The 15,409-nt window shown below is 55.9% G+C and carries 14 protein-coding genes and 1 tRNA gene; 5 read left to right on the forward strand and 10 right to left on the reverse strand.

From position 1 onward, the window contains the following. Positions 1–143: 143 nt before the first annotated feature. The 9 genes from pilQ to pyrR all read right to left on the reverse strand — a co-directional run bounded on the left by pilQ (position 144) and on the right by pyrR (position 9,819). Positions 144–1,700, reverse strand: a complete 1,557-nt coding sequence (gene pilQ / locus B4A77_RS10865) for a type IV pilus secretin PilQ (RefSeq protein WP_290729017.1) — start codon at positions 1,698–1,700, stop codon at positions 144–146. After that, positions 1,697–3,607: a hypothetical protein gene (locus tag B4A77_RS10870; RefSeq protein ID WP_290740647.1), complete on the reverse strand. Its 1,911-nt coding sequence runs from the start codon at positions 3,605–3,607 to the stop codon at positions 1,697–1,699. Before B4A77_RS10870 ends, pilQ begins: the two co-directional genes overlap by 4 nt. Then, the gene (locus B4A77_RS10875) at positions 3,604–4,203 is read right to left on the reverse strand and encodes a type 4a pilus biogenesis protein PilO (RefSeq protein WP_173365121.1); all 600 of its coding nucleotides are present in this window, start codon (positions 4,201–4,203) and stop codon (positions 3,604–3,606) included. Before B4A77_RS10875 ends, B4A77_RS10870 begins: the two co-directional genes overlap by 4 nt. Position 4,204: 1 nt before the next feature. Beyond that, positions 4,205–4,816, reverse strand: coding sequence for a PilN domain-containing protein (locus B4A77_RS10880; RefSeq protein ID WP_290740649.1), 612 nt, complete (start codon positions 4,814–4,816; stop codon positions 4,205–4,207). Then, positions 4,816–5,964, reverse strand: coding sequence for a pilus assembly protein PilM (gene pilM, locus B4A77_RS10885; protein WP_173365119.1), 1,149 nt, complete (start codon positions 5,962–5,964; stop codon positions 4,816–4,818). Before pilM ends, B4A77_RS10880 begins: the two co-directional genes overlap by 1 nt. Positions 5,965–6,085: 121 nt before the next feature. Next, entirely contained in the window at positions 6,086–7,078 is a 993-nt protein-coding gene (locus B4A77_RS10890) for a PilZ domain-containing protein (RefSeq protein WP_290729021.1), read from the reverse strand. Between the two features lie 3 nt (positions 7,079–7,081). After that, positions 7,082–8,329, reverse strand: a complete 1,248-nt coding sequence (locus B4A77_RS10895; RefSeq protein WP_290740651.1) for a dihydroorotase — start codon at positions 8,327–8,329, stop codon at positions 7,082–7,084. After that, positions 8,322–9,257 (reverse strand): aspartate carbamoyltransferase catalytic subunit, encoded by a 936-nt coding sequence (locus B4A77_RS10900; protein ID WP_290740654.1) that lies wholly within the window; start codon positions 9,255–9,257, stop codon positions 8,322–8,324. The genes B4A77_RS10895 and B4A77_RS10900 overlap by 8 nt, the downstream gene beginning before the upstream one ends. Position 9,258: 1 nt before the next feature. After that, positions 9,259–9,819: a bifunctional pyr operon transcriptional regulator/uracil phosphoribosyltransferase PyrR gene (gene pyrR / locus B4A77_RS10905; protein ID WP_290723254.1), complete on the reverse strand. Its 561-nt coding sequence runs from the start codon at positions 9,817–9,819 to the stop codon at positions 9,259–9,261. A gap of 106 nt (positions 9,820–9,925) precedes the next feature. Here pyrR and B4A77_RS10910 point away from each other — a divergent pair, with 106 nt between their 5' ends. The 3 genes from B4A77_RS10910 (at position 9,926) to B4A77_RS10920 (ending at position 12,718) form a co-directional block, all read left to right on the forward strand. Further along, a complete protein-coding gene (locus tag B4A77_RS10910; protein ID WP_173382523.1) occupies positions 9,926–10,471 on the forward strand; it encodes a peptidylprolyl isomerase in 546 nt (181 codons plus the stop codon). 88 nt (positions 10,472–10,559) lie between these two features. Beyond that, positions 10,560–10,632, forward strand: a tRNA-Ala gene (locus B4A77_RS10915). Between the two features lie 91 nt (positions 10,633–10,723). Continuing rightward, entirely contained in the window at positions 10,724–12,718 is a 1,995-nt protein-coding gene (locus B4A77_RS10920; protein WP_290740657.1) for a M23 family metallopeptidase, read from the forward strand. Between the two features lie 19 nt (positions 12,719–12,737). Here B4A77_RS10920 and B4A77_RS10925 read toward each other — a convergent pair whose 3' ends face one another. After that, positions 12,738–13,451 carry a DUF2334 domain-containing protein gene (locus B4A77_RS10925; RefSeq protein WP_290740660.1) on the reverse strand — a complete coding sequence of 238 codons (714 nt, stop codon included), beginning with the start codon at positions 13,449–13,451 and terminating at the stop codon, positions 12,738–12,740. A 35-nt stretch (positions 13,452–13,486) separates the two neighbouring features. Between B4A77_RS10925 and B4A77_RS10930 the strand changes: the two genes are divergently transcribed. Together B4A77_RS10930 and B4A77_RS10935 are read left to right on the forward strand one after the other, a co-directional pair. Next, positions 13,487–14,335, forward strand: a complete 849-nt coding sequence (locus B4A77_RS10930) for an undecaprenyl-diphosphate phosphatase (RefSeq protein WP_290740662.1) — start codon at positions 13,487–13,489, stop codon at positions 14,333–14,335. A gap of 42 nt (positions 14,336–14,377) precedes the next feature. Then, positions 14,378–15,145, forward strand: coding sequence for a hypothetical protein (locus B4A77_RS10935; RefSeq protein WP_290729031.1), 768 nt, complete (start codon positions 14,378–14,380; stop codon positions 15,143–15,145). Positions 15,146–15,409 lie beyond the last annotated feature (264 nt).

Genomic DNA, 15,409 nt, shown 5'->3' on the forward strand with positions numbered 1-15,409 from the left:
GAGAGCACCTATGGGGTTTGCTCTCCCGAACAACGAGAATAAACTTCGGCAAGCAAACTTGCCTCGCGCTTACGCAAGCATAAGCGTTGAATAAACAGAAAAGCCCGCTGGAAGCGGGCTTCTTAAGTTCTTGACAGAACGACTTAGTTCCAGTCGTCCTGGACTTCTTCGGTAGCAGGAACAGCCGGAGCAGCGGCAGCAGGTTCCTCGGCCGGAGCAGGCTCTTCGGCAGCCGGGGCAGGTTCTGCGGCAGGAGCCGGAGCGGGTTCGGCCGCAGGCTGAGCCGCGGGAGCCGCTTCCTGCGCGGGCTGTTCAACCTTCTTCGCCTGCGGGGCTTCCTGCTGGTCCTTCACTTCGGCAGCGGGTTCAGAGATATCCACGTTGCCGATGTAGTTGCGGATGATACGCGGCGTCACGAAAATCACGAGGTCCTTCTTGGTGACGGACTTGCGCGAATACTTGAAGAGGTTGCCGAAGAACGGGATATCCTTGAGGAACGGGATGCCGCTTTCGGATTCCTGGGTTTCGTTGCGGGTCAGGCCTCCGATAATCACGGTTTCGCCGTCGGCCACCACGACCTTCGTCTTCGCTTCCTGAGTGCTGATCACGATTTCGCCCTTGGAGTCGTAATCGTAGGAGTTGTTCTCGGGATGCAGGTCGAGCAAGATGCGGTTGTCGCCCGAAACGTGCGGGGTCACCGTCAGCTTGATACCCGTTTCCACGAGCTGCGTCGAAGATTCACCGCTGTCGTCAATCACGCGGATAGAGACCTTGTCACCCATGAACACCTGGGCTTCGGTATTGTCGAGGGTGGAGACCTGCGGAGACGCCAGCACTTCGGTCGAAGCGTCGCCCATCAAGTTCGAAATCGCAAGCTGGAGATGGTTGTCGAGGAGGCTCGTGGTAATAGCGGTGGAAGCGCCGCTCACAGCAGGCGAAACACCGTTGTTCGGGAAAGACTGAACCACGGCTCCGGCACGGGTAGCATTCGCGGCGGTTCCGTTCGCAGCACTCGCAGTTCCCGGCGTAAGCACGGTTCCATTGCCCATGGTAGCCGTCCAGTCCACACCGAGTTCGCGGGCGCGCTGGCTGTTCACCACCACGAGTTTCGCGGTAATCATGATCTGGAGCGTTTCCACATCGAGTTCGGTAAGGGCATTTTCCATCTGCTCGATTTTCGAATCGGTATCGTAGACGATGATGGAGTTCGTGCGTTCCACGACCGTAATGCGGCCACGGCCACTCTTCATGCTTTCAAGCACCTTCACGAGTTCATCGGCCTTCGCGTGGTGAATCTGGAAGTTCTTGCGGACGAGCGGAGCCGTATCTTCCTGCTGCTTTTCTTCGTCGGCAATCTTCTTCTGCTTCGCCTGGTAAGTGCTCAAGCGCTGCACCACGATGTACTTGTCCTGGATAACCCAGGTCAGGTCGTTGATTTCGCAGATAATGTCAAGTGTTTCCTGCCAAGTCTTCTTCGTGACCTTGAGGCTCATCTTGCCCTTCACATCGGGAGCGAGCAAGATATCGACACCCGCAACCACGGACACCGAGCGGAACACGGCACTGAAGTCCGTATCCACGAACGAGAAGTCGTACAGCTTCTTGTTGGGTTCCACGGAACCCGACGCGGGGGCAGCACAGACCGAGGAGAGTCCCAAAACCAGGGACAGGACCATGAGTATTTTAATCAGCTTTTTCACTTTTGACCCCCAAATTTATCGGGAAGACCCATAGAGTAGCGACGGCTCACGCCAAATTCTTGAATAAGGAAGAGCACGTCTGTTTGTGTGATTTTAAGAACTTTTCCGTTGAGAATCTTGTCGCCTTCCTTGAGCGTGTAGGAGATGGAAGGATTCTTGGATTCCACGAGGAGCGCCATCGGGACATCGGATTCCCAGATGATACCGACAAGTTCGACCTGGTCGATGTTGATGCCTTCTTCGACAAGGCCCTTGATTTCGACGAACGGGTCGCGACGGCCGAAAGAACTGTAAGTAACGCGGTCATCATAGAGGCCATCAAGCTGGCTTCCGGCAACCTCGCCACCCTCGGAAACAATTTCGCCCCTTTCCTTGTCGACCTGTTTCAGGCGTTCAATCTGCACGGCGGAAAGTTCGTCCATGTAGCTCACGGCGCGCTTGTTCACGAAACCGATGTGGCTACCGTGCTGCACCTTGCAGTAGAGACCCGAAACGTCGAGGCTCACCAGGCGTTCGCCGAAGGTAAGGCGCTTCAGCACCTGGGAATTGTCGTTGGGCGCGGCAAAGAGTTCGATTTCGTCGGCGACGACGATGAGTTCGCGGACGACCGGACGCAGGTGGAATGTCTGCGAGCCAGAGACCAGCTTCTTGCTTTCCTTGTCGTGCTTGTTCACGAAAGACTCAAACGAAGGCTTCTCTTCGGAAGACTTCATCCAGTCGCGAACGAAAATTCCATCCGGATGGGCGCTCCAGAAAAGGAACCCGTCCTTCTTGATGGTCGTTTCGCGGACCTGCAAAATCAGGGCGCCTTCCTGCACCACGATTACCGGAGCAACACCGGCCTTGAGCTGGACCTTGAGACCGTTTGCGCCCCAGGTGACATGCTTTACGAGAGTGCCTGCGCCAATCTTGAATATCGGGGACTTCTGCGGACCCGCAAGGCCAATCGTGATGACGGCCGCCTTGTCCGGGCCAGAAACGTTCTGGATTTCAATCGGAGTCGTCGCCACCAGGCGGAACTGTTCCATGCCCGAGCCGACAAGCACCGTCATTTCCTTAAGGTTCGGAAGCAGCGCCGAAATCTTGCCACCTTCCCTGATGGCCTTGTCAAGGTTCTTCTGTTCCTCGGCGAGACGCTTTTCTTCTTCCTTCGCAGCCTTTTCCGCAGCCTTCTTCTCTTCGAGGGCGCGCTTCTCGGCTTCCTTCCTTTCGGCAGCTTCGCGCTTGCGTTCTTCGAGAGCAGCCTTTTCTGCAGCCTTCTTTTCTTCGAGGGCACGCTTTTCAGCGGCCTTCTTTTCTTCGGCAAGACGCTTCTTTTCTTCGAGGGCGGCCTTTTCCGCTGCCTTCTTGTCAAGCGCAGCCTGCTTCGCAGCGGCCTTCTTCTCTTCGGCGAGGCGCTTCTTTTCTTCGAGGGCGGCCTTTTCCGCTGCCTTCTTGTCGAGCGCGGCCTGCTTCTCGGCAGCCTTCTTGCGGTCGGCAAACAACTTGGAGAGCGTCCAGGACTTTCCGTTCTTGCCGTTGAAAGTCAGCTTGAAGTCAGACTTTTCAAGAGCAATGGCATTCTTGTCCGTATTGATGGCCGAACCGACAGCCATTTCCACCTTCAAGAAATCCGTCCCGTGGAACGGTTCCTTGAAAACGCGGATAGCCTTCACCCAATCGCTGGAGGCGTCCACATCGAACACACCCTCGCCAAGGGCGAAAGTCGTCGCGGAGAATCCGAGCGTGAGCCTGTGGGTCTTGGCGTCATATTTCTGGAAGAACGTCGGCAAATCGGAATCCGACGCAAACTGGAACGTCATCGCGCATTTCTTGGAATCGCAGTTAAAACGCACATCCTTGATCTGGGCTGCATTGGCGGCCACCGCGACGAACAGGAACAAAGCAATTAATTTGTTCTTTATCATTGGGCAACCTTCTTGGATGTATAGGTGGTCAGGTTGAACGAGACCGACACCGTAATAGGCGTCCAGCCGTGCGTTTCAGCCTTCTGGAGTTCTGCAGCAATTCCCGAGTAGCGGTTCAAGCGGAGGTTCGTAATCGCAGTCGGATAGTTGAAGTTTGCGATTTCGGCGAACAGGTAGCCAAGCATGTGGTAACCGGAATTGACCGCGATGGAGTAGCGGTTTTCCACGTAGTGTTCCTTCGGCGAAGAACCTTCGGGGTTGAACCTCTGAATTTGCACGCCGGAGCTGCGGAGCACGGCGTAGAGGTCCTGCAAACGCAGCGGGACCTTTTCCTCTTCGGGGAACATCTCCTTCAGTTTTTCGAAGTCCTTCTCGGCCTGCACCAGCTGCAGTTCGAGTTCGGCAATGCGGTGCTTCTTTGCATTAATTTTGTCGAGTTCCGACTGTGCGGCATCGCGTTCGCGTTCGAGTCGATCACGGTCCTGCACGAACGGATCCCACACATAAGAATACAGGCAATAGCCCGCAGCCAAAAGCAAAAGGACTACGACTATCGCGTATATGTTCTTCTTATCCTTGAAATCTATATTTCCCATACTAGCCCTCCCCCAGATCCTGTTTCAGGACAACCTTGATGGTGAAGCTGTAGGCTTCCTCGCCATCGACCTTCGTCGTGGCGATTGTAAGTAAAGTAACCTTGTCGATACTCACCTGCTTTTCGAGCTTGACCATATACTCGGCCACCTCGGAGAAGTCGAACGTCGTTCCCTTCATTTCGAGATCGTTTTCCGATACCTGGTTGAGGCTCGTGAGCCACATGTTGGGAGGCAACACCGAGGATACGTTCTCGAACAGCACCACCCAGCGCTTCTTGCTCACCTGGATGCTCTTGAGCGCGTTGATCTTGGTATTGACAATCGCCTGCTTCTGTTCGAGTTCGCCAATCTTGGTGAGCAGCGGACGTTCGCGTTCCACCTCCGACTTGATGCGTTCGACATCGCTTTGCAGACCCGATATCGTTTCGGTCGTGAAAGAGTAGAGCATCATCGCCGCAACGATTGCGACAATCATTGCCACCGTAGGCCATACCACACGGCGGTCCGTGATCCACGAGAAATCCTTCTGCGCCTTGCGGTATTCACCGGGCAAAAGGTTAATAGATATGCAAAGGGATTTCTTCGCTACATTCTTTGTCTTTTTAGCAGCCATTAGAATTTCCTCATTGCAAGGCCCAGAGCGGGCGCCAGGATGTTAGAAAGCGCAAGCGACACGCCCGACTCCCCAACGACGCTCGCGTCACATTCCACATAGCGGAAGGGGTTGACCGTATCGGTTTCGACACCGGAATGCTCGGCAATAAAAGCCCTGAGCCCGGGAATGGAAGCTCCGCCTCCACCCAAGAGAATCTTGTTCAAAGGTTCGGAGTCTTCGGACGAGGAGAAGTAGCGGATACCGAACTCGACCTGCGCCATGATGTCTTCGAAAGAAAGCTTCAGGGCTTCTTCCACTTCGGCTTCGGAATACCCGTCCACGATGCCCAGATCGCCCGTTTCGAACAACTGATGGCACTTCGCGGCATCGATGCCCAGCGTGACGCCGAGTTTTGCGATAATCATATCGATGGAACCGCCGGTCATGGCACGCATGGAGTGGAACTTGCCCCCCTGGATGAACCCGATGCTCATCTTCTTCTCGCCAATATTGATAACGGCGGTCGTCTGCTTCAGGTCGTCCTCGGACGCGGTCACCACGAACGCATTCAGGAGACCGAAAATATCTACATCCATCGCGGTAAGCTTGAGTCCCTTGATGGTAAAGAACTGTGCCCAGGAATCGAGAAGTGCGTTCTTCGCGGCGACTACGTTCGCCTTCACCTCGTCGCCTTCCCTGGACTCGACCTCGTAGTCGATGACGTTGTCCTGGTCGTCGAAGGGCGGACGGGACTGCGCGGTCTGAAGAATAATGGCGGCCTCGTTTCCGTTTTTCGGGACCTTGACGCTCAGGCGGTCCACCAGCACGCCACCGGCGCCAGCACCGCAGTTCACGCAGGCAACAAGGTCCGTATTCGGGTCGCGCGGATGGCGAAGCATCAGCTTGGAGAGGGCTTCGCTCAGAAGTTCGTAGCCATCCTTCTCCTTCTTGCCGTCAGGGCCCGTCGGGGCCTCATCGCCTTCACGGCGCTGGATTTCTCCGTTGACAATGGCGCCCTCAGGAACGGGCTCCGTATCGATTTCGACGACAACTCGGCCTCCGCGACTGTTATGGTAAACCTTCACGTACTTGATGCTGTAGTGGCCAACATCGATGCCGATTGTCTCGCGTTCACCGCGAATTCGAGCAATTAATCCTAAAGCCAAAGTAAAACTCCGATCGGAAACAGTACTATCCTAATTCTACCTTTATAAAATCGAAATGTCAAGCAAAAAAACGTCTAAGTCATTGAAAATTATATAGTTAGCGCATTTTTCGGGGTGTTTTTCAGCCCTTTTTCGACTTATGGAGCTCAAATATGTACTGAAGCACCCTTTCCTGGGTCCAACCGAAGGCTCCGGAGAAGGATGCCGTCATGGAATAGAACTCGGGATGTTCAGCGTTTTTTTGCCCCAAACTGCGCAAAATCTCAATTTCCACATCTTCCGGGCCGAAGCTCGGGAGCTCAAAATGAATCCGTATATGCTGTCCGCTTGCGCACTCGACCGGCAGCCCGATAAGGATACCGCCCGCCGAAAGGTCGTAGAGCAGGCCGGTGCACTTTTTCCCGTCCGGCAGTTCCGCCTCGACATCGAAATTCACGATTTCACGGCGCCAGCGACGCAGCTGCTGTTTTTCAAGCTGGCAGGAATGCCGGAGCACCAGGATTCCCGGTTCGCACCTCGCAACCCTGATGGTCGTAGAATAGACGGCATCCTCAGGACGGGTCCAGCGGACCTTCACCTCGCGCCCCACAAAGGAGGACGCCGGGCCGAAACTTCCGTCGTACGAGACCCCCCATTCCTTCTCCGCACGCCATACAATTTCGGAATGTTTGAGTTTGGCCCCGCCACTATCCAGGAGCAGGTCCACGCGGTTCCCCACGTTGAACTGGCGCGTGCTGGCAATGACCGAGAACGGGTTTGCCGCATCGAACTTGAGCTTGTCGCGCAGCCGCGCCACGGCTTCGAGCGTCTCGTCGCGAACATCGTCCACGTTACGGAACTCGTAGAAATCCGAAACCGCAGCCTCGAACAGATGCGAGGAGTTGAGCACCGCATCCTTGTTCTCGAACTTGGAGGCTCGGACCAGTTTTTCGAGCGTGCGAATTTCCTTCGGGCTCAGGTTGTATTCCGCCACCTTGAGGTCGAAATCCTTCGTGCCGAACATCTCCTCGTTCTCGCGACGGTCGTTGGAACGCTGTATTTCCACCAACACGAGGAGCAATAGCCCCAAAATCAGGAGCACTACTATCAATAGGAGATGAGACGGCAGAATCATAGGCTACACCTCGGTCCACACCCCGCCGATGTAGGAGGCGACTATGGAAGACGGAATTTCCTTGCCCAGAAGCGGCGTGTTGCGCGTCTGGCCGGCGAACAAGGTCGGGACGACCTTCGTCGGGCGGTCCGGGTCCAGGAGGACCAGGTTCGCCCGTCCGCCCTTCGCGATAGCGGAAGGGCAGGCGCCGGCCAACTGTGCCGGAGCGGTGGAAAGCAGTTCCACCGCGCGCGCGGCGGACAGCCGCGTGCAGAGCGGTTTCCAGATAGCGCCGAGCGCTATCTCCAGCGAAACCGCTCCCGGCACCGCATCTTCGAAATTCACTTCCTTGTCCTGACGCAACACCGGGTCGTGATTCATGCTGATTGCATTCACGATTCCCGATTCGAGCCCTTGCCACAAGGCTTCGCGGTCTTCGGCAGAACGGAACGGCATCGGCACGTTGCAGTGCGAGTCGAGGTCGAACAGGCAGGAGTCGTCCAGGAGCAGATGGTAGATATCCACGTCGCAGGTCACGTCCACGCCCTGCGCGCGCGCCGTCTCGATAAGTTTGAGCGTATCGCCACAGCTAACTTGTTTGAAATGCACCGGCACCTTGAGGAAACGCGCCATTTCTAGAATCCTGAAGGCGGCAATCGTCTCGGCGATACGGGGAATTCCCTTCATGCCGAGCGTGTCGGCGTAGCAGCCCTCGTGCACAAGCCCGTGGTGGCGGAGCGAATCGTCGAGCGGCATAAAGAAGAATCGCTTGCCCGTCATGGAACCATATTCCATCGCGAGGCGCAAAAAGCGAGAGCGGGAGCAGTCCTTGTTGCCGTCCCCGAAACCGACGGCGCCGCCCTGGGCAAGTTCCACCATTTCGGCCAGGTCCTTGCACTGGTAGCCCATGCTGAAGGCTCCCAAGAAGGCGAACTCCATGCCGGACTTCGCACTCAGCTGCTGCATCGCGGTGAGTTTCTGAGAATCGTCAATCGGGTTTGCAGAACTTTCGTACAGCCCGCCGAAGAAGCCGCCACGGCGCATAGCAGAGACTCCGTCCCTGAACGTGTAGATATCGTCGCGGAGCGGTTCCTTGAAGTCGAGGCCGAGGCCGAAGAGCGCAGGAATTGCAAGAGCGCCCTTCGCATCGAATTCGTCGGTCTCTGCGGGAGCGGAATCTGCCCACGCGCCATCCACAAGGCACATCTTCGTCGGCTCGCCGAACTTCCCGTCCACGAACGGGCGAACGTTGTTCAAAACCACATTACGCATTTGCACGACCTCCAGCCAAAAGGAAGAGAACAGCCATTCGCACAGCCACTCCGTTGGTCACCTGATTGAGGATAACTGAATTTTCCCCGTCGGCAATTTCGCTGTCGAGTTCCACGCCACGGTTGATCGGGCCCGGGTGCATGATGAGCACCTTGTCCTTCGCGCATTCCAGGAGTTCGTGCGTGATACCGAAGGTGTTGCGGTATTCGCGCATGCTCGGGAGAAGCGCATCGTCCATGCGTTCTTTTTGCAGGCGGAGCGCGATGATGGCATCCGCATCCTTCACTGCCTTCTTCACGTCGCTCTCCCAGGTGACCTTGTCCATGAGTTCGGTATTGCGCGGGACCAGGGTGGACGGTCCGCAGAGCGTCACGTGCGCACCCATCGTCGTCATGCCCCAGAGGTTGCTGCGGGCCACGCGGCTGTGGCGGATATCGCCCACAATCGTCACGTTCTTGCCTTCGAGAGTTCCGAGCTTCTCTTCGATGGTGAGCATGTCGAGCAAAGCCTGTGTGGGATGCTCGTGCGCACCGTCGCCCGCGTTCACGACAATCGCATTGCTGTTGTCAGCGAGGAACTTCGGGACGCCCGTCCCCTTGTGGCGGACGACAACGATGTCGATCTTCATGGCCTCGATGTTACGGAGCGTATCGACAAGCGTTTCGCCCTTCTTCACGCTGGAGTTCGAACTCGTGAAGTTCACCGTATCTGCAGAGAGTCGTTTTTCTGCAAGTTCAAAACTCGTGCGGGTGCGGGTGCTGTTCTCGAAGAACAGGTTCACAACCGTCATGCCGCGCAGGCTCGGAACCTTCTTTACCGGGCGTTCCAGAATTTCGCGGAACTGCTTCGCGTTATCGAGAATCATGCGGATATCGTGCTTCGATACCCCGCGCAGTCCAAAAAGGTGTTTAATCTCAAGCGCGCTCACGCTATGCCTCCACTTCTACGAGATAAACGGAATTTTCACTGTCAATGGGTTCAATCATCACGCGCACTTCCTGGTTCTGCGCCGTCTCGACCGTAAGCCCCACACAATCCGGTGCGATCGGGAGTTCGCGGTGACCGCGGTCTACCAGCACACAAAGACGGATGGCGGCGGGGCGCCCGAGGTCCAAAATCGCCTGCATGGCGGCACGGACAGAGCGACCTGTGTAGAGCACGTCGTCCACAAGAATAACCGTCTTGCCTTCGACGGTCGCGGGCATTTCGGTAAAGCGCATCTCGGTGGAAGCGCTGGGCTTGCGGTAGTGGAAGTCGTCGCGGTAGAATGTCGCGTCAAGGCAGCCCATCTCAATGGGCTTGCCGAATTTTTGCGAGAGCCTGTCGCTCAGTTTCTTTGCCAGCGGGATTCCGCGGCTTGCCATGCCGAGAACAATCAGGTTTTCGGCAGACGGGTGCATTTTTGCGATTTTCGCGGCCATTTCGTCGAGGGCGAATTCCATGGCCTGCGCGGAAAGCAATTCCTGGATACGTTTGCAGTTGTCTTTCATATCGTGTTTTAATCTAGCATTTTTTATAGAAAAAGAGGAAAACTGCACCTTATTTTTGTATATATACAATGCAAAGAGAAACAAGCTATCAACCACTGGAGTTTACATGTTCAATCAGCTGGATAAACCGCAGCCGGGCGAAACCATCGCCATCATGACCACCAACCACGGAGTAATGAAGCTCCGCCTCTTCGAAGACCGCGTCGGCGAATGCGCAACGAACTTCATCGAACTTGCGAAGCAAGGCAAGTACGACGGCGCCCCGTTCCACCGCATCATCAAGGACTTCATGATCCAGGGCGGCGACTTCACCCGCAGGAACGGCACCGGCGGGCATTCCGCCAAGGGCCCCGGCACCACTATCGGCGACAAGTACGACCCGTGCCTCACCCACATGCGCGGCGCCCTCAGCTGGGCAAAGACCGCCATGCCGAACAGCATCGGTAGCCAGTTCTTCATCGTCCACGGCGACAACGTACACTTCTTGGACCACGACCAGGTGGGCCCCGGCCCGGCTGACGGCTACTCCGTGTTCGGCCAGCTCTACGAAGGATTCGAGGTTCTGGACGAAATCGCAGGCGTCAAGACCGACCGTAGCGACCGCCCCTTCGATGACGTGATTATCGAGTCCGTGACCATCGAGAAGGCATAATTTTCACGGCGGCGGAGATTTTTTGAAAAAAAAGTCTTCTGCCCCCTTGACAAGGGCCAAATATTTTTCTCTATTTGGCTCACCTTTCGGGGTTATAGCTCAGTTGGTAGAGCGCCTGCATGGCATGCAGGAGGTCAGGAGTTCGACTCTCCTTAGCTCCACTAAAAAGACTCGCTTAAAAGCGGGTCTTTTTTTATGCCCTTCGCACAGACAAACTCCGGCATGCCGTAAGATTTTTGTATCTTTCAGCACATGAGGAACATTTCATACAAACTTATCGGTACCGCACGCAAGGCCTTCGCGCTCTGCCTTTGCGCAGGGTTTACGGCCACATTCGCGGAAGAATGCGACGAAAAGATGATGGACGCCTTCGCCTACGAGGACTGCCTCGCCGAACACAACCTGCCCATCCCGGGAACAGGCGACAAGAAGGATGACGGAGTCCCAAGACTCAAGGTAATCAACCCCAACGAGAAATACAGTCCCTTCAAGCGCGATGCCTACCTCACGTCCAGCTTCGGCGAGAACCGCGGGACGCGCTACCACATGGGCATAGACTATTCGACGCAGATGGAAGAAGGCTGGGTCATCTACGCCCCCGAGGACGGCATCGCAAGCGAAATCAAGACATCCCCCTACGGCTACGGCAAAGCGCTCTACTTCAAGGGCAACAGCGGCAAGACATGGGTGTTCGCGCACCAGAGCAGCTTCAGCGCCCAGCTCGACGAACTCGTATACAAGAAGATGTACAGTACCAAGAAGAACGACATCGTGATTTCGCCCAAGGTCGCGTTCAAGAAGGGCGACACGCTCTCCTTCGCGGGCAGCACCGGCATCGGGAACCCGCACCTGCACCTGGAAGTCCGGACCGCCGACAACAAGGGACTCTCGCCCTGCAAGGAGGGCGCGCTCTGCCTCGACACCATCGCTCCGCAGATTTTCGCGGCAGCGGTCACCTACAAGGACGACGTGGCATTCACGTCAACCGAGGCGCTCGACAAAGGATGCATAGCGACTCCCATCAAGAACACCTTCGAGAACGACGCTCCCGTTCACATCTCCTTCAAGATTGCGGACTACAGCCGCGAGCCCAAGGAAAATCCGATGTCCATCCGCAGGATCGAAGTTTTCCGCTACGACGAAAAAATCTACAGCAAAATCCAGGATACCATTCCCTTCAGCAAGCAGCTCCGCATCCGCGACGAACTCCTGTGGGCCGAGGAAGCCGACACCGCAGGCGACTGGCACCACCTGGATGCCCTCTTCCCGCCGCAGTCCGAATACCGCATCGAGGTGGAAGACTACGCCGGCAACGTGACCACGAAGAAGTTCTCCATCCGCTCCCACTGCAAAGACAACTCCGAATTCCAGAAACAGAACTTCCAGAAGACACCCCTCATCACCTACCTTTCGAGGCCGGCGCTCGACCTCGGCCGCTGCGATTCGAGTTTCACCTTCGCGGCTCTCGACAAGAACGGCAACACGCTCAGCGAGAATCTCTGCAAGGTGTTCCCCCACAAGTTGACGTTCCTCGGAAAGATTGCGGCAACCTTCCCTGCCGCCACGAAGATCGCCTACTCCAACGGCAATAGCGAGAACACCATCTACATGACCACGCTAAACAAGGGCGCATCTTCCGCCAGCTGGACCGTCAAGGATGAAGATTTCGAAATCTCGCAGAAGGTGACCGGAATGGCCGTAAAGACGAACGACGGGACTCCTGTCCTCGCCTTCACGAAAAACATCACCGACAGCCTGAACTTCTACGAGTTCCACCCCAAGGGACTGCAGTTTACCGGCAAGTGGGAAGTCTGCATCGATGCGCATACGGCCCAGGCCCCGCTCTACTGGCTTGGAGAGACGAGCCGCAACTGGTTTATCTTCAGCAAGCAGACCTCCGGCAAGAAGCGTTGCGCCAGCATGAACGAGCTCCGCGACATCGCAACAATCGACAACCAGGATCCCCCCACGCTCGGGTTCCCCTACTGGGACAACATGATTATCGGGGGACTGCACCAGCCCGCCCTCAAGATTCCAGTCAACTTCAAATACGACGGAATCCCCGACGGGAACTCCATCACCGTAAAATCCGGCAAGAACTGGATTGCCGCCGAATACGACTCCGAACCGCGCGAAATTATCCTGGAAGGAGCGAGACTCCCGGACGAGGGTGAAAAGATCACCATCCAGATAGTCGACGAAGGCAGGCACAAGGCCACCTACACCGTGACCATTCCGGGCATGTAGCGGCTAGGGTTCGCCGCGGCTAGAGTTCGCTGTAAAGCGCAAGCTTGCGGTCGCTGCCGAGCGCCGCACGCACCAGGTCATAGACCTTGGCCTTACGGTCCGGGAAGTCGACCGGATGAAGCGCGATCCGCGGAAGCCCCACCGGCAGGTCCAGAATAAACTTGCCGAACCCGAAGGCCGTGTTCATCAAGGCATCGGGAATGCCCGCAAAACTCGTCACCGGCGAAAAATAGCGTTTGCCGTTGGCCTTCACCACCATGAACCTGTTCTCGTACAGCATACCCATGTTCCGGACCTGATGGGGCAGGAACCTGTTGCTGTACCAGGTGGGCGGGATAAAGGCGGCAGGCCTCTCGCCCCCCGCAAACAGCTGCTTCCATGCGGATTCCGCCTCGCGCAGGAGCCTCCCGGATTCGAACTCGCTAAGGCCGGCAAATTCCGCCTCGCCTCCCGTGAGGTTCATGCTCATGAGACCAAAATAGCTGCGGCCCTGGCTGAATTCGGCCTTGTGCTTGTAACCGTGGAGCGAAAGTTCAAAGCCGTCAGCGACAAGGAGATGCAGCGCCTCCCGGAATTCAGAGACAGTCCGTTCGTCTGCTCCGTCCGTGCAGGGAATCACGAGGACGCTGAATGCGCGTCCGCAAAGGTCTTTCAACGTTCCCAAGACCGGAACCACCGTCCGGAAATTCCAGACGCTCAAATCGTGAAAGCACAGGAGAAACCGTTTGCACATGTCGCAGAAGATAGCAAAATACTATATTTCCATCCATGATTGAATCCATCATCCTCGGCCTTTTGCAGGGCCTCGCCGAATTCCTCCCCATTTCCAGCTCCGGCCACCTCGTGCTGGGCCACGAACTCCTTGGCATGAACGAGGCGGGCATGTTCTTCGACATCATGCTCCATGCCGGAACGCTGCTTTCCATCTTCGTGGTGTTCCACAAGAAGATTACCGACATCATCGTGGGCTGCATCCGCCGTAATCCGGACCAGTTGCGCGAAGCAGGCTACATCATTCTAGCAAGCATCCCGACAGCGATGATCGGCCTCGGCTTCAAGGACTTGCTCGAAGGCCTTTTCGAGAACCCGCGGGCCGTGTGCGTGGCCGAACTCTTTACGGGTTTGCTCCTGTTTACCTCCCAGTGGGGCCCGACCGGCGCCAAGCATCCGGAGAGCGTTGGCGTCAAGATGAACTGGTGGCGAGCACTCGTGACTGGCGTGGTACAGGGTATCGCCTGCATCCCGGGCATCAGCCGCAGCGGCTCCACCATCAGCGCCATGATGTTCATGGGCGTGAACCGCAAGTACGCTGGCGAATTCAGCTTCCTCATGAGCATCCCCGCCGTGGGTGGTGCAGCCCTCCTCGACGTCATCAAGTGGGCCAAATGCCAGAGCGCCGAGAAGGTCGCCCAGATGGCCCTCGAGAACCCGGAAAAGGCTTTGAAGTGTGCCGATGCCGGTGGCTTTACCCCCGAACTTTTGGTGGGCATGCTCGTGTCCTTCATCTTCGGCATCATCGCCCTCAAGTGGCTCATGACCTTCTTGCAGAAGGGCAAGTTCCAGCACTTCGCCTGGTACGTATGGGCCGTGGGTATCCTCGGACTGATCTTTATCTAGTCCCGTAAAGGGAGATTATTGGGTTTAGGAGGAATCAATCGCATGATTGTTTGTTATAAATGCGGTGGAAAATACGAAGACGATATGCCGCGGTGCCTCTGGTGTGACGCACTCAATCCAGAGCATCCGCTGAACAAGGAGCCTGCTCCGTCCCTTACCGAAAAGGCTTCTGCGCAAGCCTCTCCTGGCATTGCCGTGCCGCCGGTTGTCAAGCAGACCGTTGTGGAGCAGGTAGCGCCTGTTGCAACAGAAACTTTGCCCGATGCCGGTGCGTCAGACATCAAGTCTTGCGAAACCTCTCCTGAACCGGGTGATACCGTTGCCGTCATAGGGCCCGGGCAAGAACAGGACATCGCCATAGAGCAACAGTTCCGTCAAAAAGGCGTCCTGTGGAGTGTCATTCTGGCCGGAGTTTTCGTCTCGTGGCTATGCCACTACAAGTACCTTAAGAAAACCGACAAGTTCAGCACAAAGTTCTTTTTGCCCCTATTCGGCATTGAGTGCGTGTCCAAATCTTTATTCTACATGCTTTCAAAGGCTAATTATTCTGGATTAGCCTTCGGTCCCTTTTTATATGCCATCATTGTCATTATCGTCTGCCTGTTCTATTGGTTTTTCATCGGAAAACTCGGCCTCGTTCTACTCAAGAAAGCCGTTCCAAACTATGACCAAAAGGCTTTCAAAAAACGGGAACGCATCGGGATAGCTATCGGCATTCCCATCTTCGCTTTAGAATTTATCGCCGGATACCTTCAATACGGCACTGCCGCTAGAATGTTGGGAGTTTGGCTAGGCAACGCCCTCCGGTAGTTTTCCCACCATTTTTGGCACGGTTCTTGCATCTTCTATAGCGAAAACAAGGCAGGACCGTTGTTTTGTTTCATTTTGAAACATCTTGGCAGTCTAAGCCGCTCGAAAATTAAACATAACGGAGATTCCCGCCTGCGCGGGAATGACAAAAAGGAAAGGACGTAAAATGGCAACAGAGAAGATGGAATTCCAGACCGAAGTTCGCGACATGCTGAACTTGATGATCAACTCCCTTTACAGCAACAAGGAAATCTTCCTCCGCGA

Source organism: Fibrobacter sp. UBA3718, assembly GCF_002371935.1.
In the GTDB taxonomy this organism is placed as follows: Bacteria; Fibrobacterota; Fibrobacteria; order Fibrobacterales; family Fibrobacteraceae; genus Fibrobacter.